We start from the raw sequence: 16,799 nt of genomic DNA, 5'->3' as shown, positions 1-16,799 counted from the left end.
GTAGGCGGAGCTGTTCCCCCTGTGGCAGGGCTCGCTTCTCCTTCTGGTTCTTGCGCACACAAGGCCGAACGGAGCGGGTTCCTGCCGCTTCCCCACCCGTCCAGCGCCTGCCTACCCTCCGGGCCGATCGGGAATCACGCCTCGCCGTTTAGATGAGGGGAGCCTTCAGGTTCAACTCGGCTCGCACTTTCGTTTGGAGCGGTTGGTAGAAACCCGATTCCTTGGCCCTACGCCTCAAGCCCCAGGAGCCCCCCCCAAGAATTTCGACATCCGCCCAACCAGCAACGCATCCATCGCATCCACAATTCCGATCCCAATAAGATAAACACCCTCAGTAACACCAAACACGCGACCATCACTAGCAACAACCAAGAGCATGTCGTCCTCAAATGTCCTCCCAATAGGATAAAGCTCGACACCAAGGAATTTCTCATAACGCCGCAAAAAATCCCTATCTCTAATCCCCACAATCGGATCAAGCACAAATGATTGCCGCCGAGCCGTTATCCCCGGACCGCCTTGCTTAATATCAAGGCCGCCAAACTCGCTAAGCACCCGCTCAGCAGCAGGGAAGATTTCGAATCCACCCTGAGCCTTCAAGGCATCCCGCCAAACAACGACTTGTTCATGAACATCGCGTCCTGGCTTCCACCCAGCAGAAACCAGACGTGCCCTGGCCACCTCAGACAGCTTTCCCATGAACTCGATCCTCAGTCAGCAACATATTTTATCCCAAGCTGCTCCATGAGCCACTGGCATGAACCACATGGCTCATGCGGTTCACCATCCACGCCCAAACTGCGAGCATAAGGCCCTCGAACCTTGGCCGTGCCCATCCTGGAGCCCCGGAGACCTGCCTGCTCTCCTGCCTTAAAGACCTTGGAGATACATTCAGGCTCTCCGCATTTCCCGTGATGATTAGGCCTTAGATGCTTAGGAGTCTTTCCAAGCAAATCCACAACCTCTTCATGAAGCTCAGGATCGCGAGGTCGCCCCTGTGTGCTCATGCCGTCATAAATATGACCATTCGGAAGCTCCAATGCGGCAGCCGTTCCAGAAACCTCATCATTTCCATCAGCCATCTCTTTCGCTCTAACTTGCTTTGCTTTGTTTCTCGCAGCCAGCGGCGCTTTTGACGGCTTCCGATAACGCCCCCCGCCACGATTCTGCCCCTTCCCCCAAGGCTTGAGATTCACATGACCACGGGGAGGATTCGCATTCAGAGTCGCCCAGGCGTCCTCAACCGAATTGAGAGCCTTTTGAGTCTGAGGACTAAAAAGGGGCTGGCCTGAAGCCCGAGAAGCCAGCACATTACCGGCACCTGCAGTGAAAAACTCCGAGCCCGCACCTATGCCATCCCAAACACGGTCACACTCCCACCACTCGCCATAGCATTTCTTATACCTAGAGACATCCACACCAGCGAGCCCAATTTCAACCTTCTCGCCAGTCACCACTCCCGTTGCCTTTACCGATGCATTGAAAACACCATACAAAAGCAACCCATCAGAAAGCACAGCACTTGTCGCAATTACTGGACCTGCGACCACGCCAGCAGAAACCCCAAAAAACACCGGATCCACCACACTACGGCGAAACTCGGCATCATCAAGAGTGTCCTCTTCATACCTGGCGCCATCGGTGTATTTCTTTAGCGCGGCACTTCGTGCCGCGTCATCCCGCGCAGCCGCCAGTTCCGCCTCAGCCGACTCCTGCATCGACTCGGCCAAACACAGCCTCCAACTGCGATTCCCGTACTTCTTGGAGCATCTACCATCCGGGTCCGAAAAGACCAGCGGATTGCCACGACCATATACCCAAGGATTCAGTTCAGTTGGCGCAGAGAGATATCCTTCAGCGCCGACTGAATCGTGCGACAAGAAGCGACCCGTCTTCGTATCCAACCACCGTTGTTGTACGTAGGTCAGACCTGTTTCCGCATCCCAGGCATGCCCCGTGTATCCGATGCTGGCCTGCGCAGAGGTAGGAGCCGTTCCGTTGCGATAAACACCCCATGCATCGTAGCGATGCAGCGTGACCTCGCCTGACATTTGATAGCGACCTACCGCACTGCCCAGGCCATCCTGAAGAATTCGATCAGTCCCAACCGCGGCTGTGAGTCCTGCCCCCCGCTGATAGAGGAGTGGGTTTGAGTTCGGCAGGTGCTCTTCCACCAGCGTTTCCCCGCTCCACAGATACCTCGTCGTCGCAGTGCCGACCGTGCGGGACCGCCGCAAGCCCGCGTAGTCGTACTGATACGTCGCCTTCTGCAGCTGGTTCCCTTCCGTCTGCTCCACTTCGACCAGACGTTCCGCAGCATCGAAATGGAACAGCTTTGTGAGATTCCCACGCTTCTCACTCACAAGATGGCCGGCATGGTCCGTTTTGTACTCTGCGACCACCGCATTGGAGGCGAGTTTGTTCTTCGTCGCCTCCAAGCCTCCCAGCGCATCATAGAAATACTCCAGATGCTCCTGAGGCTGCCCCACGGCATTAAAACCAGACTCGTTCAAATTTCCTGCGTAGCCCGTGACCTTCTTTTCGGCCCTACGCGAGCCATCATTGTGCAGCGCATAGAGCACGGACTGGCCATCTGGATATGTCACTCCCGTCAGGCGATCCGCCGGGTCGTAACCGTAGCTCGTCGTCTCCGTGCTCGTGGGCATCCCCGTCGGGGTGCGGTCCACGACCTCTGTGAGCCGGTTGCCACGGTTGTCGTAGGTGTAGCTGTACCGCAGGTACGGTGAACCAATCGCAGAGTCGCAGCCCTCAGGACGCGCATCGTGCGTCACTGAGGCGATACGCCCACGGTTGTCATAGCAGTAGGAATGCTTGAGCGCGTTGTCGCCTACGGACTCAACCCGACTGCCTCCCGCTTCCCACGCCACGTCCAACTGCCTGCCGTCCGCCAGCCTCACCTTGCTGAGCCGCTGCAGCGCCCCCACGTCGTAGTTCACTGTTCCCGACGGCGACTGCACCGAGAGCAACGCACCACTGCCATGATACTGATAGCTGATCGTGTCAGAGTTACCGCTGCCAATGGTCCACAGCCGGTTCTGCCCGTCGTAGGTCAGCGAGCGCACCGTCTGGTTCGTGCCGCGGTGCTCCGTGGCTTCCCGGAGCTGGTCCAGGCCATTGAACTCGTAGTCGACCGAGTCCAGGTCCTTGAAGACTCGCAACGTTCCCGAGGCATCCACTGTAGGCGTTCCCGCCTTGAATTCCTCGTGGACCACACGGCCCCGGCCGTCCAGAACTCGCTCAACCCGCTCGTTCAGCTCGTTCGAGACTTCAGGGTTCCCGTTCGTCCAGGTCGTAATCCAGGAAGCCGTGCCCCGCGTGCGCGACTTCTCGCGGCCCAGGAAATCATAACCATACGTCACGTCGGGCATCACCGAGCCCACGGGTGCCTTGATCGACTCCAGCCTCGCCAGGCGGTCGTACTTGTAGACAAAGGCACCCAGGCTCGGAGGCGTCACCTCAAGCAACTCGTCACGCGGCCCGTATTTGTAATGCCAAATGGTCTCGTCGACAGAGTTCCCAGACGCCTGCCGGACCTCTCTGGCATGGCCGGCATTGTCGTAATTGCCGTAATACGTGCGGCTTACGTCAGGTTCCTGCCCGACCCATTCCCGACCGAAGGTCTCGAGTTCCAGGAGGCCCCGATCGTTGTACGTCAGCGTCCTCACCCGGGTATCCGGCGTCTTCTCCGTGTGCAGCTGGCCATCCGGGAAGTACGAGTAGGTCGTCTGCTCCGAGGGCCCGAAGTGCAGCGTCTTCACCCGGCCACTGGTGTCGTAGGCCCATTGGGTCCGCTCGTTCGGCCCAAAACCATACGCGTGCGACCACATCGGCTTGCCGTCCGCGTAATAGCTCCACTGGTCCTCTGCTCCCTCCTGGAGGCGCCGGACGACATTCCCCAGGCTGTCGACCCGGGCCGTCACCGTCCGGGTGCCCTGGCCCTTGCCGTTCATCAGCCACGTTTCGGTGGACGTGCCTTTGCGTTCCGCATCTGCCCAGACCGTGGCCGTGCTGTACGAGTAGCTGTAACCGGGGGAAGACCAGGTCTCCTCCTCGCTTCGAGTGCGGCCCCGGTCGTCAATCGCATTCGCCAGGTCCCGCCGGAGCACCTTCACCGACGTGCCTTCAGTGGACTCCTGCCGCTTCACCCAGGAACCGTCGTACCGGGTCCGCACGGAACGCTGGCCATCCTGGCCGTCCTTCCAGACCTCGAGCTCCACCAACCCCCGTGCGTTGCGCGTCCGTGCAATGACCGTGCCTTCAGGCTCTGTCTCCGTCTCAACGCCGTTCCCTGGATAGGCATACATCCACTTCGCCGGGGAAGACCCTGCGAGTGTGCGGGTCTCCATCCGGCCCAGGGCGTCGTAGGTCATCCCCCACGACTCGTTCTCCCGAGGGCCAACCTGCGTTTCGACATTGCCCTCGGCATCATGGGTGAACGTCGTCGTGACGTTGCGTGACGGAGCAAGCTGGGTCACGGACACCAGGTTGCCCGCGGCGTCGTATTCACGTTCCGTCCGCCGCCCCTCTGGATCCGTGGAGGCGTACTCCCTGCCGAGCGCGTCGTATTGACGGGTATGGATCGCGGTCTGTCCATCGACCGTCTCGGTGATGCTCAGGACGCGGCCCAGGGCATCCACCGAATAGGTGCGCACTTCGGTTCGAGCTGTGGACACCGTCGACGGCTCTCCGGACAGGACTCGCGTGACCAGGACCGACCCCGTCCCCGAGGAGCTGTCCGAATACGCGCGGGTCTCGGTCAGCGTCCTCTCACCATCCGGGGACTGCACCGTCCGCACGTAGCTCGTCACCCGGCCCAGGGCATCGTCGTACGTATAGGTCTCCGCCAGCCCCGTCACATGGTCCGTGCGGGTAAGCACCCTGCCCACCAGGTCATACGTCGTCTGTGAGTGGATGCCGCCGTGGCTCTGCGCATTGCTCTGGACCGACGACACGCGCCCCAGCGTCCTGGAGTCCAACACATGCTTCTTGTCCAACGAGCCGAAGGTGCGCTGTTCCACCGCGCCCGCCGCATCCAGGACCACCGTCTCCAGGTCCGCGAACCGGCAGATCTCATTGCACGGCTCGCCCGAGCCCTTGGTCTCGTATGCCCAACTCACCGCCCGCCCGAGCGCATCGTAGCCAATGCGCGTCGTGAGGCTGTTGCTGTCCGTCACCGCGATGACATGACCGTCCGCATCCAAGGCGTTCGTGTAGACCGTCTTGCTCCCCACCATCTCGCCAGTGGGCCGGCCCGCGTTGTCATACGACAACGTGTGCCGGTGCCCCCGCGCATCCAGGTACGACTCCAGCCGCGAGCCCTGATAGGTGTCGTACAGGATGGTCCCCGTCTGGCCGGGCAAACCATACTTGAAGTATTCCGCGCGCTTGAGCCCCTGCTGATACACCGTTATGTTCGACTGGCTCCGCCCCCACCGAGCGAGATTCAGTGTCTCGGTGACCTCGAGCGTGTCGTCGCCAAGCACATAGCTGTACAACCACGCCTGAGCAGGGCTGCCCGCCACCGTACGCGTCAGCAGTCGGCCGACGGCGTCGTAGGTGAGTTCGACCCGGGCCCCCGTGGTGTGATTCCACTCCAGGATGCGATTGCCGAGCGCGTCGTAGTCATACTCCACCTGATAGGTCGCACGGCCGCCGGGGCTCTGGATCGCACGGGACACTTCTCCGAAACGCGGCAAACCCAGCGCCTGCGTCTCATGCCCCCAGAAGGTCAGGGTATTGCCTGACGGATCCTGACCGCCCTGCACCACGCCATCCGGATCTGGGAACTGCTGCGCGGTGAAGACAATCTCGTCATTCGTGTCCTTCACCGTGACGCCTTCCGGATCGCCCGACGCCGAAAGCGGACGACTCACGCTCACCTGGCCGTGCCCCGTGGCCACCGACATCCCCGTGACCCGGCCGGTCTGCCGGCCTGTCACCGACCAGAGCGAGCCACCGCTTGCGCCCGGCACCTCCTGGCTGTTCGCGGGTGCCGACAGGAGCTTCACCCCATCCAGTTGGAGCCGGTCGTTGACGGCATTTTCCACCGTGCGCCCCATGGCCGACACGGAGGAATTCACCTGCACCGGGCCGCCGCGAGCCTCGCTGCCCCAGGCGAGCGTGCTCGTCCCCAGGCCCGGGACTTCGGTGGCGCGCGTATTGCCGTACTCGTTGAGGTCCAGCGTCACGTCCACGCCGTCTGGCCGCTTGACGGTGCGCGTCCCCTCGTTCGCGGCAACGATGCGCCATCCCGGCTCGGGCATGCCCGTCCCCACCACGGACGTGACGACCTCCCACGGCTCCTCGTGCGGGTAGATTCGCTTCTCTGCTTCACGCTTGTAGGTCGCCTGCCACTGGATGAAGGGCGTACCGCCCGGCGAGGCAGTGCTCAGCCTCAACCGAGCGTTCGTCACCTCATTGGAGGCACTCCACAGCTTGCGGCCACTCAATCCGCCGGGTAGCGGCGCGTAGTCGTACTCCCAGATTTGCGTCGCAGGCAGGGCGGAGGTCCGCGTGACGCTCTTCAGATTGCCCCGCTTGTCATGCGTGAGGTCCAGGTGGTGCAGGACCTGTCCGCCCTCCTTGAGGCGCACCTCCACCGTCTGCAACAGCGCGAAGCCCTGGTTGCGCGCCATGTTGCGCAGCCGGTACGCCACCGCTTCATCAGCGGTGTCGATGTCCTCATAGGTCATCGCGAGTTGGAGCCGGCCCGGTGTGCGCTCCACCGTCGACACCAGGTTGCTCCCCGGCTTGTAGGTGAACCGGGTCCAACCCTCAGTTCCGCGACCGTGTCCGTCGTGGAACCCGTCCAGCAGCCAGCGGCGACGCTCCTTCTGGGGGAAGCCCTTCGCCCGCGTCTCGAACTCGTAGACGAAGCCCTCCGCCGTTTGCACGCGGGCCACGATCTGGTTGGGAGACGGTTGCTCGACCGAGAGCTCCATGCCGTGCGAGCCGTCCCTGACGCAGCCCGACGCCGTTCCCGCGTCCGAGTCCGTAGTGGCACACGAGGGGAAGTCATAGGCCTGCCCCGCGATCACCACCGTGTAGCGGCCCAGCCGCTCTTCCTGCACGTAGCCTTCGTAGTTGTTCGTCCAGCCGACCCCCGTGGGGCTGACGAGGCTGCTCTGGTTGTTGTACGTGCGCGCGAAGCGGACCACCTCCGCGAGCTGCGGCACGGCGAAGTCTTCGTGCTCGAAGGACAGGTGCCCGTCCGCCACGTTGATGCCCTGGACGGTGAGCTGTCCCGGCGCGCGCGCGTGCAAGCCTTCGAAGGCGCCGCGCGGTTTGCCGAGCGTCCGGACCAGACGTCGCGCCTCCGGCAGCAACACCTCCTGCACCAGGTAGAGGGGCTTCTCCGCCACGCTCGTGCCGGGCATGAGGACCAGGTGCGCGGGGATGGGCTGCTGGAACAGCCGGGCCCCGTTGAGCCCGAATTGATCCTTCTGCTCCAGCGGATCCTCCGCCAGACCGCCCGTCACTTCATTCACGTCGTAGGTGCCGTCCGGCAGCAGCTGCACATCCGCCTGATTGACCAGGTCGCCCGGGCCGCAGGCCTCGGAAGTACAGACCTTCACCGTTCCGCTGTGGATGACCGCGGGATCCAGCGCGAAGTGCGCGGAGGCAGGCATGGAGATGGCGCGGTCCGTGACGGAGCGGCCTCCGGTTCCAGTCTCCACCGAGTGCTTCGCCGTATAGGCACTGCCCGCCTTCAGCAGGTCCACGCGCGGGGAGATGCCCATCAGGTTGAAGCGATAGAGGACGTTGTCCGCGTTGCCGCTGAGGTACAGCTCCACGTACAGCAGGTCATTGGCGGACAGGACGTCTTCGATGAACTCGTTGTCACAGTTTCCGGTGATGGAATCGGACGTGACGTCGACTTCGCACTCCACGCCGTAGTCATCGCTCCCGAAGCGGACCACGTAGTCGCCCGTGGGCGTGGTGGCACGTCCAGCCCCCGGCTGCATCAATCCCGCGAAGAACTGGTAGGCCAGATCATCGGCGTCGGCCTCGGGCTTCTCGCCGTCCAGGACGCGTGAGTCGAGCGGCCCCTGGGCGACGACCTCCGGATTGGTGAGCTCCATCACCCGGAACTCGTGCTCGAGAGCCGGGTCATAGCGCAGCACCTTGAAGCCATCCGGATCCAGGCTGGTGTAGACGTTCTTCAGCCCCAGGGCCCGCTTGGGGAGCCCCGCGGGATGCTCCCCCGTGGCCTCGCTGAAATCAGGGGGCGGTGCGTTGCGCTCCTGCGGACGCAGGATGCCGTCACCATCCTGGTCGCGCGGGAACACCTCGTGTCCCACGACGTGCAGGTAGTAGTTGGCCTTGGGCAGACTGCCCAGCGTCACGCGCTGACCCGAGGCCGTGACGATGCGCATCGCAGCCTGGAGCGCGGCGGAGCCACGTCCCGGAACGACGCCGAACTGCGCCACCGCGGGCTCCTCCACCGCGGAGCCGGTGACGCGCACCACCCGACCCGCCAACGGAGGTACACCCGCCGGGACGTCCTCCAGGTCACCTTCGCGGAAGCAGGCCGCGGCCTTCGTCTGCTGGCTCGCCGCACCCGGCCCATACGCGGAGCAGGTCTCCAGGAGCCGCCCGGAGACGCCTTCATCGCGCAGGAGGTCCGGGCGGCACGGAACCGTGCCACCGTCGGGGTTCGGCACCCGGCACTCGGAGATGCCTCCGTCGACCCGGTCCGCGGGCAATCCCAGGTCCACGGGCGACTCACTCACGCCTCCGTCCGGCAGGCGCCACTCGGCGGGGGCGAGCGTCCGCACGCGCCAGTGCGTGTCCAGGTGGACGTAGGTGTCCCGCGTGGTGGCGGCGCCACCGGTGCGCACCAGCGTCGGCGGCGCGTCCTGCTTGACGCCCTCCGGATCCGCGCTGCGCCACACCCGCACGTCGATCTCCGGCGGGTAGAGGTACACCGGCGCTTCGATGCCCAGCGACGCCACCGAGCAGCGCGACAGCTTCGCCGGCTGGCCGAAGTCGTCGACCGTCAGGGGCCCGAGCTGGTCGTCCAGGGCGCAACGGCCGCTCGCATCAAGCTGCATCTTGCTGATGGCCGGCACCTGGATGCGGGTCATGCCCGTGTGGCCCGTCGCGTGGTTCACCGCCACGACGACCAGGGGCTCTCCTGCCGTCAGCCGCAGGAAGTTGGTCCGGTTGTCCCGGCACTCCGTCTCGTAGAAGGCCCGGTCCTCGTCGCTCAGGGTGGTGGGCGTGGGAGCGCCCGGATCCTGCACGATGGCGGGGTTGAGCTCGCGGCAGCGCTCGCGGATGACGCGCTTGAACGGCGTCGTGGGCCCCATCCGCACCCGCGCGTAGCGGCCCTGCGCGATGCGCTGACCGGACTGTGCCTCGTCGCACTGGGTGCCAGGCACGCCCACGGTGAACTGGGCGATGGGCCGCTCCAGGTCATCCGCGCGGAAGAAGTGGACCTCCGTCCGGGGAATGTCCACGTCCGCGATGGAGGCGAAGGCCCCCTTCTGTGCGTCGAATTCGCTGGTCGCGTTCGCGCCACAGTCATGCCGCAGCGCACGGCCCTCGCGGTCCACGAAATGGAGCGCGCCGTGCATCAGTCGGGCATCGACGAGGATGTCCGCGCGCGTCTGCCCACCCGAGAACGTCGTGAAGGTGGGCGAGCACGTGGGATAGCTCGCCGACACCATGGACTGAACGACGGCGGCGCCTGTCTCCGGGTCATGCCCCAGCAACGGACGGGGCCCGAGGGGGATGTCCGCGCAGGCGATTCCCATGGCCTCGCCGCCCGGGACGAGCACGGGGATGCCGTAGCCGCCCGTTTCGCCCGTGACGCCGCTCATCGTCGGCCCCGGGCCGGTCACCGTGACGCGAACGCCAGGGAAACGCACGACCGACTGGAGCTCCTTTCCGCTGGAGCTCGCCTGGTCATCCCGGGTGAAGAGCAGTCGGAACGTCTGCGCACCCGCGTCCGCCACGGGCACGGCCCGAACGGTGAGCGTCACCGTACGAAGCTCGGTGCCCATCCGAGCGTTCAGGGTGATGACAGTGGTGCCCCCGCGGACCAGTTCGACGTTGCCCGCGAGCGTGAGTTCCTGGTCGTCGTCGCGCTGCGCGCTGACCGACCAGGTTTCGCCTGCCGGAGGCGAGATTGCCGCCCCACCCTCGGCCTTCGCCGAAAGGAATGCCTCGATGCGCTCCGCGCCGGAGCCGTCGGAGATCCGTGACGCCCGCAGCGACACCGGCAGCGCGTACGGGAAGGTCACCTGCTGGGGGAGGGAGATGAACGTCTCCAACTCCTGCGACAGCTGGACGGTGAGCTGTTGATCCTGCGGTGCGCGCACCTTGCCACTGACGCTGGCGGGCACCGAGGTCTGGATGATGTAATCCAGTGCAGGAATGGCCGCCGCGTAGCCCAGGAGCGCCTGCGCGTAGGCCGTACCAACGATCAGGTTGAGCCCTTGTTTCCACCACGGGGCTTCCGGCGTCTGGAACATTCCCGGAGGCAGTGCCCCCTCCATGCCCGCATCCGGGGTCGCGCTCCCCTGCCCTCCCGACCGTGCCAGCGCTTCACGGACGATCGTGTCCTGCTGCTCGGTCAGGGCCATGTAGCCCACGAGCTCCACGGAGCGCAGTGACAGCGGCTCCTCCGTCCGGATGGACGCGCCGTCCTGCGACACCACGGCTAGGCCCGCCCTCGCGAGCACGTGCATGCGCGGCTCGTGCGCGAGCACCAGCACGTAGCGGCCCGCCGGCAGCCCCGTCACGTTGGGGAACTGCAACAGGAGGGGCTTCTGGACGCGCACGCCCGCGGGGCCCACCTGCCAGACCGCCGTGGGCGTGGCGTTGTTCTCCAGCCTCACGGGCAGCGACACGGGCTGCAGCCGCGTCGCCGTCAACTGGCCTTCCGTCTTGCCATCCTCGAACAGCAGCGAGCCCGGGTCTCCGTCGATGGCCAGCGCCCCGTGCTTCTGGGCGAAGTCCACGTGCAGCGCCTGCGTGGTGTCCACCCGCGTCGCGCTCGCGGTGTCCACGGCGGTCAACGCCAGCGGCGCGTCCACCGTCTCCACCTCCGGCGTGATGGTCAGCAGCCGGCGCACGATGGGCAGCGGACGGCCCTCCGCCGTCGTCCCGCCCTCGTAGCGGATCACTCGCGGCCCTGACGCTGACGTGATGAACGACCAGTTGCCGTCCGCCGACGTGCGCGTCGTCTCGGCGGTTCCCTCCAGGATGACTCGCACGCCCGACAGCGGCTCGAAGGCGTCGTCCATCACGGAGCCTCGCACCCGCGTGAGCGGCCGCCGCACCGTGAGCTGGCTGTAGAACGCCGCGCCCTGCTCGGGCCCCACCTCCGCCTGGATGCCCTTCACCTCCACCTGCAGCAGCTCACCCTCGGGCAGCGGCGCGTTGGCGATGAACGTCGCCGTCTGGCCTCCCGGCGCCAGGGAGTAGCCGCCTTCCAGGTTCTTGCCCTGGGACTTCACCTTGAAGCCCTGCCGCACCGACGCCAGCGTCGCCGCCTTGTTGAAGGACACGCTGATGAGCGCGTCCGTCTTCACGTCGCTCGCGCCCGCGGACGGCTGCACGCCCGTCACCACCAGCGGCTCCGTGGCCGGGTTCCGGTAGCGCACCACGACGCTCGCGCGCCCGATGAGCCCGTTCACGTCCGTGGCCTGCACCTTGAGGGTGTTCTCACCCAACGACAGCGGGAGATCCGCCCCGTACACGCCGGCGGACTCCTCCGCCGCGATCCCCGTGCCGATTCGCACCTCCGACAGCGCGGCGAAGGCCTCCACCTTCGCGCGGACGTGCACCACGGCCTGGGGCGACTCGCTGCCACTCACCGGCGACAGCACCGTCACCAGCGGGGGCGCGTGGTCGACGACCAACGTGAGACTCTTCCGCTCCGTGTTGCCGGCCTGGTCGACCGCCACCACCTCCACCACCGTCTGGCCCTGCGCCAGCGCCACCGGCACGCTGAACGCGCCGCCCAGCACCGTCGCCGGCTGCCCCTTCACCGTGAGGCCCGCCAGGTGCGTGTCGCCCGCGGTCCCCTTCACCACGTAGGGGGACTCGTTCACCGTCGCCGGGCTCGTCGCCGGATCCGTGATGGTCAACGTGGGCTTCGTGCGGTCCACCGCCACCGTGCGCGTGGTGCTCGCCGAGCGCCCTTCCGCGTCCGTCACCTGCACCGCCAGCGTGTGGTCCCCTTCCGGGAGCGCCAACGCCAGGGTGAAGCTGCGCGCCGAAACCGCCGCGCTGACGCCATTGACCTTCACCTGCAACGGCAACGTCCCGCCCTGCACCTGGCCCGCCACTGCCACGCTCACGCCCCCCAGCACCGCCCCCTGCGTGGGGGACTCCAGCGCCAGCACCGGCGCCGCCGCCCCACTGCCCGCGTCCGCGGACGTGCCCGCATCCGAGCCCGACCCGCCATCCAGCGGACTGCCCGCATCCACCGTCGTGCCCGCATCGCTTCCGGTCCCGGTCCCCGCGTCCGCGATCCCACCGTCCGGCAACGTGACGTTCCGCGTGACGTTGACCGTGGACTCGGTCCGCAGGCCATAGCTGTCCATCGCCACGACCGTCAGAGTCTGCGTCCCGGGCGACAGCTGCACCGTGCGCTGGAAGGAGTGGTCCGGCAACGTCGCGGCCAGCGCGCCCGCCACCACCACCGTCACCGTGTCCGTGCTGTCCGCGGCCGACGCGGTGCCTCGCACCGTCACGGAGGTCTGCTCCGTCACCAGGCCGTCCACGGGCGCCGTCAGCGACAGCGTGGGCAGCGTGGCGTTGGCGCGCAACTGGAGCGTCTGCTCGGTCAGATTGTCCGCCGCGTCCGTCAGGCGCAGCAGCAGCGTGTTCGCACCTTGCGTCAGCGATTGGGTCACCTCGAAGGCACCGTCCGCCGTCAGGGGCACCGCGGTGCCATTCAGCGTGAGCACCACCGGCGTCGCGTCCTTCGCCGTGCCGCGCACCTTCACGGAGAGGGCGCCGATGCGCGCGTTCGAGGACGGGCTCGTCACCACCAACTGCGGCGCCGTCGAGTCACGCACCACCGTCACGCTCGCGGTGGACGCGTTGCCCGCGGCGTCCAGCACGCTCACCGTCAGGACGTTCGTCCCTTCGTTCAGCGGCACGGCGTGACGCCAGACGTTGTCCGTCCCCTTCACCAGCTCCACGCCGCCCACTTCGATGCGGGACACCTGGCCGGGCTCCGTCACGGAGACGGCGACCTCCACCTGGGCCTCGCGCGTCACCAGCCCGTTCTGCGGCGACTGGATGGTGGGCACCGGGGGCGCCGTGTCGATGGTGAACGTGCGTTGGGCCTCCGCGCTGTTGCCCGCCTGGTCCACCGCGGTGATGACCAGCGTGTGCGACCCGCCCGCGCTCACCGTCGTTCCGCTCGTGAAGTCCGCGCCGTCCAGCTTCGCCGTCACGGTCCCCGGGTGCGCGTCCTCCACCGTCCAGGAGATGGTCGCGGGCGTGTTGCGGTGCTGTCCGTCCGCCACGCCCGTCACGGTGATGACCGGCGCGACGCGGTCGATGGTGAACTGGGCCGTCTTGCTGTCGGTGTTGCCCGCCCGGTCCCACGCGCTCACCACCAGCGTGTAGTCCTTCGAAGCGGAGAGCGTCGTGCCCGCCTCGAAGACCACACCGTCCAGCTTCGCCTCGACCCGGTCCGGATGTGCTTCCGTGAGCGTCCAGCCCGGCGTCACCTGCTGGTTCGTCAGCGGCTGCGCGGGAAGGCCCGTGAGCTGGAGGACCGGCGGCGTGAAGTCGAGCACGAAGTGCACGGTGCTCGTGGAGGTGTGGTTCAGCTGATCCACCGCCGTCACCACCAGCGTGTACTCGCCCGCTTCGGAGACCTGCGCCCCACTGGTGAAGTCCGCCCCGTTCAGCTTCGCGGTGAGCGATTGCGGATAGACGTCCGTCGCGGTGAAGCCCACCTGCACGGGCGCCTTGTAGTGCGCATCCGGCGTGACGCCGGTGACTTCGATGACGGGCGCCGTGCGGTCGATGCTGAAGGAGGCCACCGCCGACGAGAGCCTTCCGGCGAGGTCCTCGGCGTTCACCACCAGCAGGTACGAGCCGTCCTCGGTGACCTCCGTGCCTGACTCGAAGGGAGCGCCGTTCAACGTGGCGGTGACCGACTTCAGGTTCGCGTCTTCCACCGTGAGGGCGGGCGTCACCGTCGTGGAGACCGGGCTTGTCTGGGGCACCCCGCTCAACGTGATGACAGGCGAGTGGAGGTCCAGGGTGAAATGGAGCTCCTTCACCGTGCGGTTGCCAGCCAGGTCCGAGGCCTCCACCGCCACCGTGTGCGGCCCATCGCCGGAGACGGTGTTCCCGTTGGTGAACTCCGCCCCGTCGAGCCGCGCGCCCACGCTGTCCACGTCCAGATGGGCGTCCGTGGCGCTGTAGGTCACCTCGACGGGCACCGGGTGGAAGGAGCCTTCCTCGACCCCCGCGAAGGAGACCACCGGGAAGGTCTGGTCGATGGTGAAGTCCAGTTCCAGGAACCCGTAGTTGGCCGCCCGGTCCTTCGCGACCAGGTAGAGGTGGTGCGGGCCCTCGCTCACGATGGGCTGGCCGCTCTGCCAGTCGGTGTCGTCGAGCCTGAAATAGGTGGAGTCGAAATAGTCGGTCCGCACCGTCACGGTGGGCACCACGGGCCCCGGGTAGTACCCGCCGTGGGTCACCCCGATGATCTCGAGGGTGGGCGCGGTGAGCTGGATGCGGAAGCGCACCCGCTTCTTCGCCACCCGGCCCTCCGGGTCCGTCACCGTCACGAGCCAATCGTGGGAACCCTCCGCGGAAACCTCCGTGCCGTTCGCGATGGGCATCCCGTTGAGCGTGGCCTCCTGGGTCAGTGGCGCAAGGCCCGTCGCCGAATAGCTGAGCGTCACGGGCCCCCGGGTGACCTCCCCTTCCGTCACCCCACTGACGGTGATGACCGGCGCCTGACTGTCGAGCCCGACCGGATGGCACACCCGGGTCACGTTGGCGCACTGGTCCGCGATCACCGTGGTGACGGCGTTGGTGCCCTCCACCAGGGGCAGGTCCAGGAAGTACCCCGTCTGCCCGGAGAGCGCGGCGGTCATTCCGTTGATGACGATGCTCTTGGTGTCCGCCCCGAACTGGCCGGACACGCGGACCGGTGAGCTGGTGAAGAACGCCCCCGGCTCCGGCTCCCGCATGGTCAGCGTGGAGGGCAGCGTGTCCGCGTCGAACACCGCCGCGCGCACCGAGGACTCCGGCCCGCCCAGGACCGTCAGCTCCAGTTGGTTCGTGGCGGCCAGCGTCACCTTCGACACGAAGGTGCGCTTCTGCGCGCCCGTAAGGCCGGCCAGCATGTCCACGCCGTTGAGGCGCACGGTGCCGTCCGCGTCCGGGCCCACCATGTCCACCACCAGCACGCCCACCGTGCCTTCTCCCCCAGGCTTGACCTCCAGTGACCTCGACACGGGCTCGGGGCCCGCCTGGACGTAGCCCGTATCCGCCAGCGAGCACGGGAGGGCGCCGAGCGCGGCCACCGACACGCGCACCGAGCCGCCGCCCGTCGTGGACGCCGAGAGCTGGTTGGTTTCCTGCAGCGCCACGCGGAACACCGCCAACGGGGTGCCCGCGGAGACACCACCCAGCACGGTGCCGTTGAGCGTGACCTCCGACGTCGCCACTTCATTCGCGCCGCGCGCGTCGCCGTTCTGGACTACGACCAGCGCGGGCTCGTTGAGCGTCCCGGTGAACGAGGACGTTCCCTGCTGACCGCCCTGCACAGGCAGGGTGCCACCCCGCCACGCGGGCCCCACGGCCTCCTCGATGACGCCGACGCACGCGGGGGCCAGCTCCGCGGGAGTCAACCGCATGCGCGTGGAGGCCACGGCCCCGGAGGGCTTGGACGCGGGCGCTTCAGGGGGACGCTCCGGCGTCTTGCCGCACGCCATCACCACCGCCAGCAACAGCGCTCCCCACAACCCCTGGATCCGCACTCGCCCACTCATCGAGACATCTCCCCCTGCGTTGCTTCCGTCCCCGCATCCGGTGCGCCCGCTTCCCACGGACGCATCGCCTGGGGAAAGCGCTCCACCGACACGCGCTCCCGCAGGTCCTTCATCCACCGCGCTTCCGCCTCACGGCGCGACTCCGCCGCCAGCCGGCCCCGGGCCTCCTCGAACGAGGGCACCCGCGTCTCCACCGGCGAAATCGCCTGGACGATGTGGAGGCCGTAGGGCGTCTCGAAGGGCTTGCCCACTTCATCCGGCTTCAGCGCCGCGGCGGCCTCGAAGAAGGCGGCGTGCACCTGCCCTTCGAGCACCGGCCCCAGGTCCCCACCGCGCGGCGCGGAGACCTCGTCCTGGCTGGACTCGCGCGCGACCTTGTCGAAGGCCTCACCGCCCAGGATGCGGGCATAGAGGAGGGTGACGCGGTCCCGGGCCCTGCGCCGCTCGGCCTCGTCCGCGCCCTGCGGCACGCGGACCAGGATGTGCCGCACATGGATTTCCCGGCGCGACAGCGCGTCCTTCTGGGCCGCGTACCGTTCGCGCAGCGCCTTGTCCTCCGTGGCGCCCTGGAGCTGCTCCTCCACCAGGGCCTGGGCGAGCACCTCCCGCCGGGCCGCCGCGAGCCGGGCACGGACATCCGGACGGTCATCCAGACCGCGCGTGTCCGCCTCCTCCGCGAGCCGCTGCCGGTCGATGAGGCCGTCGAGCTGGGCCTGGATGCCGCCAGCCTCCGGCGCACGCTGGGACGCGAAGAGCTCCACGTCCGCGCGCCGCAGGTCGGTACGGCCCACCCGG

General features: G+C 66.9%; 3 protein-coding genes. All 3 read right to left on the bottom strand.

Features of this window, described 5'->3' with window-relative positions; genetic code table 11:
* Positions 1 to 234 precede the first annotated feature (234 nt).
* Genes D7X99_RS13870 through D7X99_RS13860 form a run of 3 tightly spaced genes read right to left on the bottom strand, consistent with a single transcriptional unit; the run spans position 235 to position 16,795 of the window.
* The gene (locus tag D7X99_RS13870) at positions 235 to 699 is read right to left on the bottom strand and encodes an SUKH-3 domain-containing protein (RefSeq protein ID WP_121778223.1); all 465 of its coding nucleotides are present in this window, start codon (positions 697 to 699) and stop codon (positions 235 to 237) included.
* Between the two features lie 11 nt (positions 700 to 710).
* Positions 711 to 16,004, bottom strand: coding sequence for an RHS repeat-associated core domain-containing protein (locus tag D7X99_RS13865; RefSeq protein ID WP_147476151.1), 15,294 nt, complete (start codon positions 16,002 to 16,004; stop codon positions 711 to 713).
* Positions 16,001 to 16,795: a peptidylprolyl isomerase gene (locus D7X99_RS13860; RefSeq protein ID WP_158627006.1), complete on the bottom strand. Its 795-nt coding sequence runs from the start codon at positions 16,793 to 16,795 to the stop codon at positions 16,001 to 16,003. Before D7X99_RS13860 ends, D7X99_RS13865 begins: the two co-directional genes overlap by 4 nt.
* Between the last annotated feature and the right edge of the window lie 4 nt (positions 16,796 to 16,799).

The organism is Corallococcus sp. AB032C (assembly GCF_003668935.1).
Taxonomy (GTDB): Bacteria; Myxococcota; Myxococcia; order Myxococcales; family Myxococcaceae; genus Corallococcus; species Corallococcus exiguus.
Note: the sequence above shows the minus strand (reverse complement) of the source record. Positions and strands in the feature narration are given on the sequence as shown.